Consider the following 17,419-nt stretch of genomic DNA (forward strand, 5'->3'; position numbering starts at 1 on the left):
ACAACACACAAAGGAACCCGACATGAACGACAACGTACTGCTCCATTTGGGCGAAGAACCCCGTTTCGACGCCATCCAAACCGCCGACATCAAACCCGCCCTGCAAACCGCCATCGCCGAAGCGCGCGCGCAGATTGCCGAAGTCAAAGCACAAACACACACCGACTGGGCGAACACCGTCGAGCGTCTGACCGGCATCACCGAGCGCGTCGGCAGGATTTGGGGCGTCGTGTCGCACCTCAACTCCGTCGTCGACACGCCCGAACTGCGCGTCGTCTATAACGAACTGATGCCCGAAATCACCGTCTTCTTCACCGAAATCGGACAAGACATCGAGCTGTACAACCGCTTTAAAACCATCAAAAACTCCCCCGAATTCGACACCCTCTCTCCCGCACAAAAAACCAAGCTCAACCACGACCTGCGCGATTTCGTCCTCAGCGGCGCGGAATTACCGCCCGAACAGCAGGCAGAACTGGCAAAACTGCAAACCGAAGGCGCGCAACTCTCCGCCAAATTCTCGCAAAACGTCTTAGACGCGACCGACGCCTTCGCCCTCTACTTCGACGACGCCGCACCGCTTGCCGGCATTCCCGAAGACTCGCTCGCCATGTTCGCCGCCGCCGCGCAAAGCGAAGGCAAATCAGGCTACAAAATCGGCTTGCAGATTCCGCACTACCTCGCCGTCATCCAATACGCCGACAACCGCGAACTGCGCGAACAAATCTACCGCGCCTACGTTACCCGCGCCAGCGAACTGTCAGACGACAGCAAATTCGACAACACCGCCAACATCAACCGCACGCTCGAAAACGCCCTGCAAACCGCCAAACTACTCGGCTTCAAAAACTACGCCGAGCTATCATTGGCAACCAAAATGGCGGATACACCCGAACAAGTCCTCACCTTCCTGCACGACCTCGCCCGCCGCGCCAAACCCTACGCCGAAAAAGACCTCGCCGAAGTCAAAGCATTCGCCCGCGATCGCCTGAACCTCGCCGACCCGCAGCCGTGGGATTTGAGCTACGCCGGCGAAAAACTGCGCGAAGCCAAATACGCATTCAGCGAAACCGAAGTCAAAAAATACTTCCCCGTCGGCAAAGTTCTGGCAGGCCTGTTCGCCCAAATCAAAAAACTCTACGGCATCGGATTCGCCGAAAAAACCGTTCCCGTCTGGCACAAAGACGTGCGCTACTTTGAGTTGGAGCAAAACGGCAAAACCATAGGCGGCGTCTATATGGACCTCTACGCCCGCGAAGGCAAACGCGGCGGCGCATGGATGAACGACTACAAAGGCCGCCGCCGCTTCGCCGACAGCACGCTGCAACTGCCCACCGCCTACCTCGTCTGCAACTTCACCCCGCCCGTCGGCTGCAAAGAAGCCCGCTTGAGCCATGACGAAATCCTCACTCTCTTCCACGAAACCGGCCACGGCCTGCACCACCTGCTCACCCAAGTGGACGAACTGGGCGTATCCGGCATCAACGGCGTCGAGTGGGACGCCGTCGAGCTGCCTAGCCAGTTTATGGAAAACTTCGTCTGGGAATACGACGTCTTGGCACAAATGTCCGCCCACGAAGAAACCGGCGTTCCCCTGCCGAAAGAACTCTTCGACAAAATGCTCGCCGCCAAAAACTTCCAGCGCGGTATGTTCCTCGTCCGCCAGATGGAATTCGCCCTCTTCGACATGACTATTTACAGTGAAAGCGACGAATGCCGTCTGAAAAACTGGCAACAGGTTTTAGACAGCGTGCGCAAAGAAGTCGCCGTCATCCAACCGCCCGAATACAACCGCTTCGCCAACAGCTTCGGCCACATCTTCGCCGGCGGCTATTCCGCAGGCTATTACAGCTACGCATGGGCGGAAGTCCTCAGCGCCGATGCCTACGCCGCCTTTGAAGAAAGCGACGACGTCGCCGCCACAGGCAAACGCTTCTGGCAGGAAATCCTCGCCGTCGGCGGCTCCCGCAGCGCGGCAGAATCCTTCAAAGTCTTCCGCGGACGCGAACCGAGCATAGACGCACTCTTGCGCCACAGCGGCTTCGACAACGCGGCTTGATCGATGTGAACAAAAAATGCCGTCTGAAACAATCAAACAGTGTTTCAGACGGCATCAGCATTTGCGCGGTTTCGCCATTTTCACAAAAACAGTAAGCCAAAATCCCGTCATTCCCGCGCAGGCGGGAATGACGGGATTTGTCCGCACGGAAACTTATCGGGTAAAACGGTTTCCTTAACCCTGAGTCCTAGATTCTCACTTTCGTGGGAATGACGGAATATAAGTTCCCATACCGATTTGAATCGATGAGGATAGTGTGGATTCGGTGGGAATGACGGCATATTTTTGTATCTGGTATAAAAGATCGTTTGAAATCTTTTCAGGTGTAGGGTGGATACGTATCTGACGCGACGAAATATAAAATGCCGTCTGAAACAGATTCCCGTTTCAGACGGCATTTCTGCGTACCGGCCGGATTATTTGTTGTCCGGCTTAGATTCCATCGGTGCGGTCAGGGGCAGTTCCGGCATCGTGCGCGCTGATTCGGAAACATTGCCGGAAAGCGCATTCAGGAATACGACGATGTTATCCACATCTTCTTTCGGAATGTCTTTACCCAGTTGCGCCTTACCCATGATGGTAACTGCCTTATCCAGCTCCCACACGCTGCCGTTGTGGAAATACGGATAAGTTTTAGCCACGTTACGCAACCCCGGAACACGGAAGAAAAATTCGTCTTCGGTTTTTTTGGTTACGTCAGCACGGCCTTTGTCGCGTTTCGGGTCTTCAATGAATTTCCAATACGGCCCTTGGACCAGACCGAATTTCTGGAAGGTCGTGCCTCCAAGGTTGACACCGTTGTGGCAGGCAATACAGCCGTTGTCCATGAACGCGCGCACGCCTTTTCGTTCCTGTTCGCTCAGGGCGTTGACGTTGCCTTTGAGGTATTCGTCCCATTTGGTCGGCGTCAGTAGGGTACGCTCAAACGCACCCAATGCGGTAGTGATGTTTTTAAACGAAACCGCGCCGTCTTCAGGAAAAGCTTTTTTAAACATTTCTTGATATTCGGGAACTTTGGCGATTTTGGCTGCCGCCGCCTCTTGCGAATCATTCGCCATTTCCACCGGATTCACCAAAGGCCCGCCCGCCTGTTCTTCAACGTCGGCGGCACGTCCGTCCCAAAACTGGCTGCCCAGCAGCGCGGCATTCAATGCGGTAGGCGAGTTGCGTCCGCCGAACTGCCCTTTGTGTCCCTGACTGGTCGGCATATTGTCCACACCGGCGGAAGCAAGGTTGTGGCAAGAGTTGCAGCTCACGGTATTGCCTTTTGAAAGGCGCGGTTCATACCAGAGTTGGTGTCCGAGTTTGACCTGTTCTTCGGTAAACGGACGGATTTTCTGCATTTCTTCGACAGTCGGCAGAGGTTGGAATACGCCTTGTGCGCGTTTCAAAAGGTCTTGGTCTTCGGGCGAGGCCGATGAAGCGGAAGGAACGGCTTCCGAAGCCTGTACTTGGGAAGCCGCTTCGGTCTCGGAAGCAGGAGAAGCATCGCCTGCCGCAGACTTTTCCTGACCGCCGCATGCCGCCAATAGTGAAGACAATGCCAATACTGATGCGAGGTAACGGAGTTTGAAAGACATCGTGTATTCCTTATGGTAGGTTAAAATTATTGTCCAAACCGGCAGGCAAACCTGTTCTGCCGATTATTTCTTCAGTGTACTTATCGCACCTTTAGTCATCTTTGCGGAAAATCAATATTTTATTTTCAATAGCTTTACACAATAATAACGATAGAGAATCAAGTTTAACAAAATGCCGTCTGAAACCGGCAAAGCTTCAGACGGCATTTTATTTTCCGACATCATTGAATCAAACCCAAATGCGACAAGAGCGTCCATGTACCGATGGCAATCAACACCAAACCTCCGGCAAATTCCGCACGCCTGCCGAACAGTACGCCAAAAGCCCTTCCCGCCGTCAGCCCGACGGTAACCATCACCGTAGTCGCCATACCGATTACGGCGGCGGCAAAGGCGATGTTTACCTCCATAAACGCCAAGCCCACCCCGACTATCATGGAATCAATACTGGTTCCAAAAGCAGTCAGAACCGTCAACCACCAGCTTTCCCGTTTGGTTTCCCGCGCGTCCTCCGCCTCGCCGGACAACCCTTCGCGCATCATTTTCAGACCCAGCCCGCCCAGCAGGACAAAAGCCACCCAATGGTCCCATTCGCTGATAAACGGCTTGGCATAAAAACCGCCTACCCAGCCTGCCAGCGGCGTGAGTGCTTCGACCGTGCCGAACACCAGGGCCGTTGCTGCAATTTTGCGCGGAGGCATCCTGACCGCCGCACCCTTTGCCAATGCGACGGCAAACGCATCCATCGACATTCCCAGCGCAACCAAGAGCAAAGCGTAAAGACTCATACCGCACCCATCCTTAAAAAGGGCGGATTATAACAAAAGCAAAAAAATGCAAAAATGCCGTCTTAATGCTGAAACAAACATTCAGACGGCATTTCAAGTGCAATGCTTATTGACGGTATCGGACCGCATGCGACAGGATTTCTTCAATTTCCATCCACATGGGCTGCTCCTTTCAAATTACAGCAAACCGGCCTGACCCAGTGCGGGATCGGTCGCACGGGCGGCTTGTGCGTCTTCGACAGTCAGTCCGAGGGCTTTGGCTACGCCTTCACCGTATGCCGGGTCGCAACGGTAGCAGTTGCGGATATGGCGGTATTTGATGAAGTCAGGCGCATCGCCCATGGCTGCAGCGGTGTTGCCGAACAAAGCCTGTTTCTGCGTATCGTTCATCAGGTTGAACAAGGCGCGCGGTTGGCTGAAGTAGTCGTCATCGTCTTGGCGGTAGTCCCAGTGTGCCGCGTCGCCGTTGATTTTCAAAGGCGGTTCGGCGAAGTCGGGTTGTTGCTGCCATTGACCGAAGCTGTTGGGTTCGTAGTGCGGCAGGCTGCCGTAGTTGCCGTCAGCTCGGCCTTGTCCGTCGCGCTGGTTGCTGTGAACAGGGCAACGCGGACGATTGACGGGGATTTGGCGGAAGTTCACGCCCAAGCGGTAGCGTTGCGCGTCGGCGTAATTGAACAAACGGGCTTGCAACATTTTATCTGGGCTGGCGCCGACACCGGGCACGAGGTTGCTCGGTGCGAAGGCGGATTGTTCCACATCGGCGAAGAAGTTTTCGGGATTGCGGTTCAACTCGAATTCGCCCACTTCAATCAGCGGATAGTCTTTTTTCGGCCAAACTTTGGTCAAGTCAAACGGATGATAAGGTACTTTTTCCGCGTCTGCTTCAGGCATGACTTGGATATACATCGTCCATTTCGGAAACTCGCCGCGCTCGATGGCTTCGTACAGGTCGCGCTGATGGCTTTCACGGTCGTCGGCGATGATTTTTGCAGCTTCTTCGTTGGTCAGGTTTTTAATGCCTTGTTGGCTGCGGAAATGGAATTTCACCCAGAAACGTTCGCCCGCTTCGTTCCAGAAGCTGTAAGTATGAGAACCGAAGCCGTGCATATGGCGGTAGCTGGCTGGAATACCGCGGTCGCTCATGACGATGGTAACTTGGTGCAATGCTTCAGGCAGCAGCGTCCAGAAGTCCCAGTTGTTCGTAGCAGAGCGCATATTGGTACGCGGATCGCGTTTGACGGCTTTGTTCAGGTCGGGGAACTTACGCGGGTCGCGGAGGAAGAACACAGGCGTGTTGTTGCCGACCACATCCCAGTTGCCTTCTTCGGTATAGAATTTCAACGCAAAGCCGCGGATGTCGCGTTCTGCATCGGCTGCGCCGCGTTCGCCTGCCACGGTGGTGAAACGGGCGAACATCTCGGTTTTTTTGCCGACTTCGCTGAAGATTTTGGCGCGGGTGTATTTGGTGATGTCGTGTGTTACGGTAAACGTACCGAACGCGCCCGAACCTTTGGCGTGCATACGGCGTTCGGGGATGACTTCGCGCACGAAGTCGGCGAGTTTTTCATTCAGCCACAAATCCTGCGCCAGCAGAGGGCCGCGCGGACCGGCGGTCAGGCTGTTTTGATTGTCGGCAACAGGCGCGCCGTTGTTCATGGTCAGATGGGTTACGGGGCATTTGGAGGTAGTCATAGCTCGTGTTCCTTTTCCTTGGTTAATCAAAAGATACGACAAACGGCTTACAGCACGATTTGGCGGAAAGCATATTCATAACTGGTTTCTTGATTGCAATAGATTTCATGAATAGACATTTAGTTTTCCTTTTATTTAAACTATGGAGGCAACTATACGCCAAGATTTTCACTATTAAAACTATGAAATCGATTTAATATTGTTATAAGCAATCAAGTTTCCATTTCCGTTTGTTTTTTGTTATCGACACGAATCAAAATCCCTACATAAAACCATTTATAATGATGTTTACTGGCATCATCTGCCGCCGACAGGCCAAAAGAATAATTTTCACGCATTATCATGACGTTACTCGGAATAAAGCTCAAACAGACCCAGCAGCTCAACCAGCGGCTGCAACAATCTTTGCGCGTATTGCAGATGTCGGGTATCGAACTTGAACGCGAGGTCGAAAACTGGCTGTCGGACAACCCCCTGCTCGAACGCAAAGACACGGATGAATTTTCCGATGCCGAGTTCAGCCATTACACCGCGCCTACCCGTCAAATCGGCGGAGACGAAGGCGAAGATATGCTGTCCAACATCGCCGGCGAGCAGGATTTCAACCAATACCTGCATGCGCAAGTATGCGAACACCCGCTTTCCGATCAAGAATCCGCCTGTGTCCACATCCTCATCGATTCCCTTGATGAGCAGGGTTATCTGAGCGACAGCATTGAAGACATCCTCGACCATACGCCCTTGGAATGGATGTTGGACGAAGCAATGCTGAAACAAGCCCTGACCGCATTGAAAAAATTCGACCCGGCAGGCGTGGCCGCCGCCGATTTGAACGAATCGCTGATACTGCAGATAGAAAGATTGGGCGAATGTGCTGCCAAAACCGCCGCCCTGCATATCGTCCGAAACGCCCTCGACAGCATTGACGGCAACCGCAGCCAAACCCTCGCGCGAATAAAAAAACGCCTGCCCCAAACCGACAGCAGCACACTCGAAGCCGCACTCGACCTCATTGCTTCGCTCAATCCCTCTCCCGCCGCCGGTTTTGCCTCGTCCACGCCCACGCCGTATATCCGCCCGGATGTCTGGGTTGAGGAAAGTAAAGACGGCTGGACGGTCAGTTTCAACGAAGACTCCCTGCCTCCTCTGCAAATGAACAGCGAATATTGCGAACTGATGCCGTCTGAAGGTCTCTCGCCCGAATGGAAGGAAAAAATCAGCGAAGCCAAACAACGTATCGATTCGCTCGAATTGAGGAAGGCAACCGTCGTCCTCCTTGCCGAATACATCGTTAAACATCAGGCAGACTTTTTCACTTTTGGCGAAATCGGACTCGTCCCTCTGATGATGAAAGATGCCGCCGCCGAATTGGGTGTGGCAGAAAGTACCGTTTCCCGCGCGGCCAACCAAAAATATTTGTCTTGCCCGCGCGGAGTGTTTGCGCTACGCTATTTCTTCACACAGGCAGTTCAAATGGAAGAAGGTAAAGAAGCCGTCAGCCAACACGCCGTTAAAGCCGCACTCTCCCAGCTTGTCGGCAGCGAAGACAAACGCAAGCCCTATTCTGACGAGGCACTCGCCAACCTGCTGGCTTTCCGCGGCATGGAGGTTTCCCGCCGCACCGTCGCCAAATACAGAGAATCCCTTGAGATTCCGGCAGCACACAAACGCAAAACCGCAGAATAATTTTTCAACACAATGCTACAACCCGTTTTTCCGTTCCGTCGCCGACGGACAGAACCCACCGAAGGAGCTGTATCATGAATCTGAAAATCACCGGTCTGCATTTCGACATCACCGAAGCCATCAAAAACCACGTTTCCAAGAAACTGGAGCGCATCAACCGCCACGCTTCGGACATCATTTCTATAACCGTAACGCTGTCTGTGGAAAAAGCCGGTCATAAGGCCGAGGCAGACGTACACCTTGCCGGTAAAGACCTGCACGTCGAGTCCGACGGTCAGGACATGTATGCCGCCATCGACACCCTGACAGACAAACTTGACCGCGCCGTATTGAAACACAAAGAAAAAATCGGAGAAGTCCGCAACTGACCGAATCGGTAAAATGCCGTCTGAAACGGATTTCCGTTTCAGACGGCATTGTTTATCCTGCATAACCAAACATGAAGCAAATCCGCCTTATCTTGAACCGGTTTTGATGCTCAACACATACCTCCGCACAACCTGTTCCAAAAACCCTTTAAAGATGCAATGCATCAGTTAAGACGGCTGCAATAAGAAAACGGGATGCAACAAATCCGCATCCCGTTCCGTTTTACATCCAAGCCCCTGCAACGGCTTGGGCCTCTTTCAGACGGTCTACCGTACCGACATCCAGCCACAAACCCGTATGCTTCTGACCGCTCACCCGGTTTTGCCGCATTTCGCCACGCAATACGGGCGCGAGTTTCGCCACACTGCCCGCTTCGATTCCATCAAACATTTCAGGACGGTAAATACCCACGCCGCTGAATGTCAATCCGTTGCCGCCGGATACTTCCGACTGTACGCTTCCGTCCGGCAGCAGCAAAAAATCACCGTCAGGATGGTGCGGGGGATTTTCCACCAGCCACAAATGTGCGGAAATATGCTCGGGCAGGAGCGATGCCGTCTGAAAAGCGGCGGTAAAATCGATGTCGGTCAGCACGTCGCCGTTGACCACCAAAAACGGTTGCCCACCCAACAGTGGCAATGCCCGTGCGATACCGCCTGCCGTTTCCAAACCGCCTGCGGGTTCGGGCGAATAGGCGATGTTCACGCCATAAGCCGAGCCGTCGCCCAAAGCATCTTCTATCTGCCGTCCCAACCACGCATGGTTGATGACTACTTCTGTAAACCCTGCCTGCTTCAGACGGCATAGGTGCCAACCGATTAGAGGCTTACCCACCACATCAAGCAGCGGCTTCGGAGTGGTATCGGTCAAAGGGCGCATACGCTCGCCGCGTCCTGCCGCCAGTATCATCACTTTCATATATATCTGTCCGAATATCAGTCTAAAGATCTAAACTGCCGTCTGAAATAAAGCAGCGCCGGACGTTTGCCCACGCAATTTTTAATTGCGTCGAGCCTGACGTAAAACACAAAATGTGTGCCGATTTCATGTTGGCCGACAATATGCCCGTGCAGGTGCGCCAACGCCCCTTCTATTTCGGGTTGTCCGGTTTTACCGTAATGCCAGATATGATAGGCAAAACGTTCTTCGGGCGAAAGATTGGTTAATCCGGCAAAATGTTCGGCCACATCCTGATGTTCGTCTGCCAACGTATTGATGCACAGGCTGCCGTTTTCCGACAGTATCGGGATGATACGGGCTTTACGGTTGATACACAGCATCACGGTCGGAGGCTCGTCCGTAACCGGTGTAACCGCAGTCATCGTGATGCCGTAACGTCCTGCCGATCCCTCTGTCGTAATGACATGAACACCTGCCGCGCAAGATGCCATCGCATCACGGAATGAGGTTTGAAATTCTTTCTGCAAATCCGTCATATTACCCCTTTATCTGTTTCCATATGCAAGACTGCTGCACATAAGGTCTCCCTCATGTGCAGCAGCTCTGATTCGTAAACAAGACCGTCTGTCGGACGTTTCCGCGCATTGTGCGTTTTACGAATTCAACAAATCATCGATTTGTGCAAGTTCCGTCAGCAAATCCTTAAGCAGCATCATTTTCTCTCGGGACAACACTTCCTCGATGGCATCATAGCGTTCATCCACTTCTTCGCCGATTTCTTGATACAGGCTTTCACCTTCGGAAGTCAGCTTCAAAAAAACACGGCGTTGGTCGTTAGAAGGTTTCAGGCGGACAACCAAACCTGCTTTTTCAAGACGGGTCAGGATGCCGGTCAGACTAGGGCGCAGAATGCACGCCTGATTGGCCAAATCCTGAAAATCCAATGTACCGTTTTCCGCCAAAAGACGGATAATCCGCCATTGCTGATCGGTGATATTCGCCTGGTTCAGAATGGGTCTGAACTGTGTCATCAAGGCTTCCCTTGCCTGTATCAGACCGATATTGATAGACGCATGTTTTGATTGGGTAGGCATTATTAAAGTCTCCGAGTTATCGCAAATCAAACTTTCAAACCGTCTGTGAAGCCCTCAGGTATCATTCCGATACAACCGTTATATAACAAAACGAACATATAGAAACAATACTCTATAAACCGTATCAGGCATTTGGGTATAAAAGGCTTTAATTCCGATAATCCTATCTAAAAATATTTTAATAGTTATATCTTAGTCTATTTTCCCTACAATCTCAACAAAGTATTACATTTACTGTCGAAAGAACTTTCTTCCAAAAAAAACAAACGCCGGCGTATCCGCCGTACAAGGCGTACACCGTTTGACTCCGTATATGACTAAAAGTTTAACGGGAACACAACTAACTTAAAACATCCGCCTGAAAAATTCGTGCGCGCAAGCCCCAATAACTGCTGATTCCCGTCGTATAGTGAACTATTTTCCCATTTTTGACCAAAATGACAGTCGGCGTTGCCTTAATCTGCCAAGACCTTGCCAAACCGCCGTCCTCATCATTAACGCTCGGAAAATCCAATCCGCGTTTTTTCATATACGCAGAAACTTCGTCCGAACTGCCGGAACGTATCGCCACCCCGACAACCGGCACACCGTCGGCCGCCAAATCATCGATTATCGGAGACTGATAACGGCACACGCCGCACCAGCTCCCCCAAAAATACACCAGCACCGTCCTATCCCGGCTAAACTGTCCCAAAGTCAGCTGACGCCCCGACAGCAAAGTCAAAGGCCGCTCCGCCGCCCCGGCAGGTTCGTCAGGCTTACGCATCCAATCCAGACACAGCGACACTAATAAAAACACCAATGCCGTCTGAACGGCAAATTTTATGCCCGAAAGCAGTTTTTTCTTCATACAACCTTCCAAACAGTACGGAAACGCTGTTGCCGGCGATTAACAGGCAAACAAAAAGCCAAGTCTTAAAACTTGGCTTTTGGCTATCTGGTGGGTCGTGAGCGATTCGAACGCTCGACCAACGGATTAAAAGTCCGCTGCTCTACCGACTGAGCTAACGACCCGATAAGTCGTGCATTATACAACTCCTCTCTCCACCGTCAAGCAATTTTTACAGACTTAATTACAGACTGCTGTTTGCACGAGATATTTTGGCAACGGATTTTCACAATCCGGCCCATATCGTGTAAAAGTTCGCACAAGAAAAAAGCAAACTGCCCAAAATCATGTACACTTTCCGTCTATCTTCCTCTCACCCAACTTGCGAACAGAGGCACACATCATGAATATACAAAACATCCGCACCCTCCTTGAAACTGTCAGTATTCCGAATACGGCACGCACACTCGGCAGCGAAAAGGCCGTCCGCTCGGTCGAACAGCGTTCAGACGGCATCCATATCGCCCTGCATTTCGGTTTCCCTGTCGCGCACATTGCCTCAGAAACAGCCGACCGCATACAGGAAATCCTGATGCCGCTGACAGGCGACACACACATCCATCTGTCCATGGACACGGAAATCGGCACACACAAAGTCCAGCCCGGCGTTACCACTATCAAAGGTGTGAAAAACATCATTGCCGTCGCATCGGGAAAAGGCGGCGTGGGCAAATCAACAACCACCGCCAACCTTGCCACCGCGATGGCGCGCATGGGCGCACGCGTCGGCGTGCTCGATGCCGACCTTTACGGCCCGAGCCAACCGATCATGTTGGGTGTGGACGACCGCAAACCCGACCAAAAAAACCAAAAACTGATTCCTGTCGAATCTTCAAACGGCATACAAGTCATGTCCATCGGCTTTCTGGTTGACACCGACCAAGCCGTCGTCTGGCGCGGCCCGATGGTCAGCCAGGCATTGCAGCAACTGATGTTCCAAAGCGAGTGGGACGAAGTGGACTATCTTTTCATCGACCTGCCCCCGGGTACGGGCGACATCCAACTCACGCTGTCCCAACGCATCCCCGTAACAGGGTCCGTCATCGTTACGACGCCGCAGGACATCGCGCTGATAGACGCGCACAAGGCTGTGGATATGTTCCGCAAGGTCAACATTCCGATTTTGGGCGTATTGGAAAACATGTCCGTCCATATCTGCTCCAACTGCGGGCACAGCGAAGCACTGTTCGGCACGGACGGCGGCAAAGATTTGGCCGCACGCCTCAATGTCCCGCTACTCGGACAGCTTCCCTTAAGTTTGCCCGTACGCGAAGCGATGGACGGAGGGGCGGCGGCACAACTGTTCGACGAACACCCTGCCATCGCCCAAATCTACACCGATGCAGCATTCCAAATCGCCCTGAGCATTGCCGACAAAGGCAAAGATTTCAGCAGCCGGTTCCCAAAAATCGTAGTCGAGTGATGCCAACCGAAAAGGCAGCCCCGAAGGACTGCCTTTTTTCTTTTAAAGCCGGCTTTTTATAGTGGATTAAATTTAAATCAGGACAAGGCGACGAAGCCGCAGACAGTACAAATAGTACGGCAAGGCGAGGCAACGCTGTACTGGTTTAAATTTAATCCACTATATTTTGACGCCAAATCACAACAAGCAGCACGCCCGGCATCATTCCCGCGCAAATAGTATATTGATTCCATAAGAAATGCCGTCTGAAACCGATTGGGCTTCAGACGGCATTTTATCCGACAACGGCATCAGAAGAATATCTCGCGCCAGCTGATACGTTTCATTCCGCAAAGCGGGCCGACCACGTCAAGGTTGCTCATATTGTTCATCAACAACGTGCGTTTTCCTTTAGAGGTAAAACATTTGTTGTTCGGCACAGTGTCGGGCGGACCGTCGTCATTACCGCTGCCGCCAGTATCACCGTCGGGAGAAGTCGGGGGATCGCCGATTTTTTTCCCGTCAAGATAAGTCGGAACAAGCGGGCCGGGGAAGGTATAACCGTTCGGACACATGATTTTGCCATTGATGTTCTTACAATTGGAAGTATTGTTTCCTCCGTTATTGATTGCAGGCGGAATCAGGCGGGTTTTTCTAGGAGTCAAACCGCCACCATCCTCGGCATTAACGGCAAGAATCGTCGTTTCGGTTGAAGTATTGCTGTTTTGCGTATCCGGAATACAGAGGTCGCCCGTGGCACTTGCCCCCGTCATCACGGTTTTTTTGGTGTAGTTGCGGATGGTAACGACCGCCGTACGCAAAATCATGTTCGGCTTAAGGGTAACACGTTCGCCAGGTGCCAAATCGATTTTCCAACCTTTTTTGGTTTTCTCGTCGATTTCATTATTCGACAGGAAAATCAAATCGTTGTTTTTGCTCACGTTCTGCTTGACCAACTCGTTGCCGCGCGCGTTCGGAGCCGTTTTAGGCCCGCCGTTTTTTGAGTCCCACGACACATCGTCAAAAATACCATATACCGATTGAGTAGCCTGGCTCACGGTATCTGCGGCAGTCAAATCGCTGCCCGTACCGAAAATAACGACATATTTGTTGGATTCGCGGCGCGAAACAGCAGGAGCCGCCGTAATCGGCTGACTCGGATTACCGCGATAAACAATGCTGTAATTCCATTTTGACGGATCAGAGTCGACAACATTGAAACGGTACATATTACCGCCCCTGTCGCCTGCATAAACCACATCGACAACTCCGTCGAAATCAGTATCCACCAGGGTTGGCGAGGACAAACCGCCCATACCGGTCGGAACATCGATTCTGCGGATCAGCGTCTTACCGAACATATCGTAAACATACAAAGCCGTTTTATTGGCATTGCTTTGTACGGCATCGGTATGGTAGCCGCCTGCAAGAAAACCCGAATAACCAGACTTATTGTTGTATGTCCGCCCCATTTGCGGCATACCGACGGTATAACCCATATCTTTGTCGACAGCATCAAACAAGGGAACGGTAACATTCCAGGCATCTTGGCTGCCGTTGACCGCGCCGATATCCAAAGCATACGCACCACGTCCGCCCTGACCCATCGCACCAAACATAAACACGCGTTTTTGTCCGTCCACATCCGCCTGACGCACGACAAAGCCGCCGTTTACGCCGTAAGTATGCGCCGGATGGTTGCCATAGCCGCTGTGTGCAAAATCTTTCAGGGTTTTGGCCAAATCTGAGGCATTACCCGTCTCATCCTCGCGCGGTATGTTTGCAGGAATATAGCTCAGCTTCAAGTCGTAAGGTGCTTTACTTCCGCGTTTGAAAATATGCACCATGCCGTCGTTTGCCGCCGTTACCATAAACTCACGGTGGTTACCGGCATCCGTATTCCCGACGGCAACGACCTGGCTGTCGAGTATATCGCCCAAATGACGTTCCGCATCCGGACGCACGCGGTATTTTTGGCTGTATTTGTCTGCACCGCCGACCTTGGTTTGAGACAAGGTTTCCAAAGCCTTGTCGTTGCCGCTTCTGTCTGTCCACGGCAGCAACAGCTCTTTCCATTCGTCGGCATTACCCGATTTTGCAGGGATGCCGAAAGTATGGTTGCCGATACCGGAAACACCGTCCATCTTATCCGTAAAATAAACATTGTTTCCCAGCTTAATCAACGTTTTACGGTTGTCAAACGAAGGTTCGACATAACGCGCCTTATCAGGATAGCCCGAAGCATCCAAACGGTAGAAGCGCAAACGGCTACTCCACGTTGTCGGATTCAGGAATACGGCGGCCGCCAAATCGGGGATACTGTTGCCGGTTGCGGCAGGGGCTGTCGCAGAAAAAGCCCCACCCGTCGTATTTTTCGTATCCGACTGAATCTTGCCGAGAATCTCATCCAATATCTTGGTCAGGTTTTTATAGTCCGTAACCGGATAATACATATTGTCGCGGCTCGCGCCGTTCCGCAGATATTCCTTACGTACCGTACCTTCGTCCGCATTGAAATTGACTGTATAAGTTTGGACGGTCTGCTTGCCGAAGTCTACGCCGGCAGGATCGGAAGAAGCATCGCTATCCCAGCTTACACCTGCCGCATCCCTGCCGTCTGAAGCGGATTTGATGTCTTTTTCCGCCAAGGCGCGGCTGAACATACCCATACCGTTATCGCCGTCAAGGACGGTATCGACCGAACCCGCAGTACACTGCCCCGCACCGGGCAGATGCTTCATACCGGGTCTTGTTGTTCCGTTTGCATCAGCTTGGTTTTGATCAAAGCCATGCTCGCTGAAATACTCTCCGAAATAATTAGAAAATTTTTCCTTCTCCGATTTGCCCGCACTGGGTTTTCCTGGATTGAAATAGTAATAATCCGATACCCAGTCATAATTGTAATAATTATTCCGCCACGAATCAGACTGTTTCAAGACGGCGGGAAACCTCATTCCCTCAAACTGGGTTTGTTCGTCGTTTTTCCCGTTTGCATTGAACGAAATCGAAGCAGGAAGTCTGCCGGTAATGCGTACCTTACACTTCAACGTACCGTTTTCGGTTTCACAATAACGCGGGCCGTTCAAGCTTCGGTAAGTCGAACGAAACTGAGGGGCAAATTCCGCCAGACCGATAGTATCCAATACCTCAGCAGCCATTTGACCGTACTCGCCGGCGGTCAATCCGTTTGTCTGAGTATATTTCAGATTGCCGAACAAAGACCTCAGATGGTCTTTTTCCTTATCGAAAAATTCATGCAATCCACTGTTCTGGCTGCCGTTCTTATTAGGTTTGCCGCTCGGACACAGTTCCTCGTGAACCCTCCTGCTTTCTTCATTTGCACCAAACCCCTTGGATTTTTTATATTCACCCAATGCAAGTTTGTAGTTTGCCACCCTCATACCGTGAAGTTGGACATCTCCGTTATAGAAAAAACGCGCATCACAATCGTCTGAATCCTGATACTTCTGCCCGTAACCGGGACCCGGCCGCTGGTTGATTTTTTCACATTTGCCGTACTTGGCTTCATATTCTTTCCTTGCATCCTGCCAAGTTGCAGGCGGGGCTTTAGGCAGCTTCGGACCGACGGGGGCTTCGCAATAATTCCCGGGGAATGCACCCTTCAACTGTTTCTTCGCCGCCGTCTCATCCCAATACGCCTCCCAAGGGCAAGTCATCATATTCGGATAACGTTTTTGATATTTCCGCTCGCTGATCAGGCAGTCCTTCCAATGCTGCGGATGAGTGGCAGGAATATTTTTAGGATAAGACCCCAAGTTACCCGCAAAATCGCTATAACCGCTCGAACCGAACACATAGTTGGTGTAATGGCAACTCGTATCCGACTTAGACGATGTCAAAACCACGACATACGATTTCTGGCAGCGGTATTTGACCGCCGGCAGCAGTCGGTCGCGCACGGTTTCATAATAACGCCGTGTCAGCGGCACCATCGGGTATTGCGCCTTAATCCTGTCGATACGGCTTTGCATATCCGAAGGTGCAGCATTCACCCCGTCGGTATCCGAACCGCCGTTATTGTGCAGGGTCTGCAGCCCCCAGTTAGCATTTGCGCCGTATTTTCCGACAACTGCCTTAAGCGCATCTTTAACCTTGACCAGACGCTCGGTTAATTTCAAACCGCCGTTTCCATCCCCGATTTGAAGCTCTTTAAACTCCTGATAAGCAACGGGATCGATGCTCTGCAGCGAAACCGGCGGCAGGGGCTTGGTACACCATCCGTTGGAAGGGTCGATATACCGAGGGTCTTCCGTAATCCTGCCGTCTGCCAGGGTAATCTGCGGACAGCCGCCGTCCAGCATCAGGTTTTTCGGATTCAGTGTCCTCATTATCTCGGCATTGTTGTTATTTTTATCCCTAACCTTAATCAGGATTTTGCCGTCTGAAAAAGTATGCTGGATAACGGTTCTGCCCGCACCGTTGTTCATAAAGTTGGAATCATCCACAAGAAAGACAACGTTGGGCCTGACCTTGCCCGTACCAGAAACCGTAGAAGTATTTTGCAGATAGACCGGCAAATCCCTGAAGGGGATTGCCTGCGCGGATTGGGAAGCCGTCAATGCGACAAATATACTGGCCGCCAAAGGCTTGGCGGCGGTGAGGCGGCGTCTGTTTTTCGTAATGTATCTCTGCTTCATAAATCAAACCTATTCCGGGTTCCGGCTGTTATTTTTTTACCGATAGGACATTTTACCACGCCCGCCCTATGCCGGACGCTGCACAAATCAAGATTGCCCTGCCTCTTTACAGTTCATAACACTGAACCGACATTCAAAGAAAACTGCCTATGATATAATCTTTATATAGTTCGATTTATTTTATTTATTTAATTTGTCCGTTTAAAACAATCCATTATCCGGCCGATATTTTTGCAAGGCATTCAATACCCCGCCGGATCAAAGTCCCACATACCTTGTCGGACAGTCGGAATCATATACGG

General features: G+C 51.7%; 13 protein-coding genes, 1 tRNA gene and 1 pseudogene. 6 read left to right on the plus strand and 9 right to left on the minus strand.

The features are described 5' to 3' along the window. Positions 1-22: 22 nt before the first annotated feature. Positions 23-2,059 (plus strand): M3 family metallopeptidase, encoded by a 2,037-nt coding sequence (locus DQM57_RS06830; protein ID WP_111727347.1) that lies wholly within the window; start codon positions 23-25, stop codon positions 2,057-2,059. 16 nt (positions 2,060-2,075) lie between these two features. After that, positions 2,076-2,237 (plus strand): hypothetical protein, encoded by a 162-nt coding sequence (locus tag DQM57_RS09675; protein WP_167395559.1) that lies wholly within the window; start codon positions 2,076-2,078, stop codon positions 2,235-2,237. Between the two features lie 238 nt (positions 2,238-2,475). Here the strand turns inward: DQM57_RS09675 and DQM57_RS06835 are convergent, their stop codons facing one another. The 3 genes from DQM57_RS06835 to katA all read right to left on the minus strand — a co-directional run bounded on the left by DQM57_RS06835 (position 2,476) and on the right by katA (position 6,119). Continuing rightward, positions 2,476-3,639 carry a cytochrome-c peroxidase gene (locus DQM57_RS06835; RefSeq protein ID WP_003705279.1) on the minus strand — a complete coding sequence of 388 codons (1,164 nt, stop codon included), beginning with the start codon at positions 3,637-3,639 and terminating at the stop codon, positions 2,476-2,478. Between the two features lie 221 nt (positions 3,640-3,860). Then, complete coding sequence (locus tag DQM57_RS06840) at positions 3,861-4,427, minus strand: manganese efflux pump MntP (protein WP_111727348.1); 567 nt, start codon at positions 4,425-4,427, stop codon at positions 3,861-3,863. 177 nt (positions 4,428-4,604) lie between these two features. After that, the gene (katA, locus tag DQM57_RS06845; protein WP_111727349.1) at positions 4,605-6,119 is read right to left on the minus strand and encodes a catalase KatA; all 1,515 of its coding nucleotides are present in this window, start codon (positions 6,117-6,119) and stop codon (positions 4,605-4,607) included. A 342-nt stretch (positions 6,120-6,461) separates the two neighbouring features. Between katA and rpoN the strand changes: the two genes are divergently transcribed. Beyond that, complete coding sequence (gene rpoN / locus DQM57_RS06850) at positions 6,462-7,805, plus strand: RNA polymerase factor sigma-54 (protein ID WP_111727350.1); 1,344 nt, start codon at positions 6,462-6,464, stop codon at positions 7,803-7,805. A gap of 74 nt (positions 7,806-7,879) precedes the next feature. Beyond that, complete coding sequence (hpf, locus tag DQM57_RS06855) at positions 7,880-8,173, plus strand: ribosome hibernation-promoting factor, HPF/YfiA family (protein WP_107860148.1); 294 nt, start codon at positions 7,880-7,882, stop codon at positions 8,171-8,173. 223 nt (positions 8,174-8,396) lie between these two features. Here the strand turns inward: hpf and murU are convergent, their stop codons facing one another. The 5 genes from murU to DQM57_RS06880 form a co-directional block, all read right to left on the minus strand. Beyond that, the gene (gene murU / locus DQM57_RS06860) at positions 8,397-9,092 is read right to left on the minus strand and encodes an N-acetylmuramate alpha-1-phosphate uridylyltransferase MurU (protein ID WP_111727351.1); all 696 of its coding nucleotides are present in this window, start codon (positions 9,090-9,092) and stop codon (positions 8,397-8,399) included. Positions 9,093-9,109: 17 nt separating this feature from the next. After that, positions 9,110-9,610 (minus strand): 4-hydroxyphenylacetate 3-monooxygenase, reductase component, encoded by a 501-nt coding sequence (gene hpaC / locus DQM57_RS06865; RefSeq protein ID WP_111727352.1) that lies wholly within the window; start codon positions 9,608-9,610, stop codon positions 9,110-9,112. Positions 9,611-9,727: 117 nt separating this feature from the next. Next, a complete protein-coding gene (gene hpaR / locus DQM57_RS06870) occupies positions 9,728-10,168 on the minus strand; it encodes a homoprotocatechuate degradation operon regulator HpaR (protein WP_107860288.1) in 441 nt (146 codons plus the stop codon). Positions 10,169-10,508: 340 nt separating this feature from the next. Beyond that, positions 10,509-11,018: a protein disulfide oxidoreductase gene (locus DQM57_RS06875; protein ID WP_111727353.1), complete on the minus strand. Its 510-nt coding sequence runs from the start codon at positions 11,016-11,018 to the stop codon at positions 10,509-10,511. A gap of 88 nt (positions 11,019-11,106) precedes the next feature. Then, positions 11,107-11,182: transfer RNA gene (locus tag DQM57_RS06880), tRNA-Lys, on the minus strand. Positions 11,183-11,400: 218 nt separating this feature from the next. Here DQM57_RS06880 and apbC point away from each other — a divergent pair. Together apbC and DQM57_RS09795 are read left to right on the plus strand one after the other, a co-directional pair. Then, positions 11,401-12,480: an iron-sulfur cluster carrier protein ApbC gene (apbC, locus tag DQM57_RS06885; RefSeq protein ID WP_111727354.1), complete on the plus strand. Its 1,080-nt coding sequence runs from the start codon at positions 11,401-11,403 to the stop codon at positions 12,478-12,480. 57 nt (positions 12,481-12,537) lie between these two features. Then, positions 12,538-12,645 (plus strand): annotated as a pseudogene (locus DQM57_RS09795) (IS5/IS1182 family transposase); the annotation flags it as partial. Between the two features lie 125 nt (positions 12,646-12,770). Here DQM57_RS09795 and pilC read toward each other — a convergent pair. Further along, positions 12,771-17,117, minus strand: a complete 4,347-nt coding sequence (gene pilC, locus DQM57_RS06890; protein WP_111727355.1) for a PilC family type IV pilus tip adhesin — start codon at positions 17,115-17,117, stop codon at positions 12,771-12,773. Positions 17,118-17,419 lie beyond the last annotated feature (302 nt).

The organism is Neisseria cinerea, assembly GCF_900475315.1.
Lineage (GTDB): Bacteria > Pseudomonadota > Gammaproteobacteria > Burkholderiales > Neisseriaceae > Neisseria > Neisseria cinerea.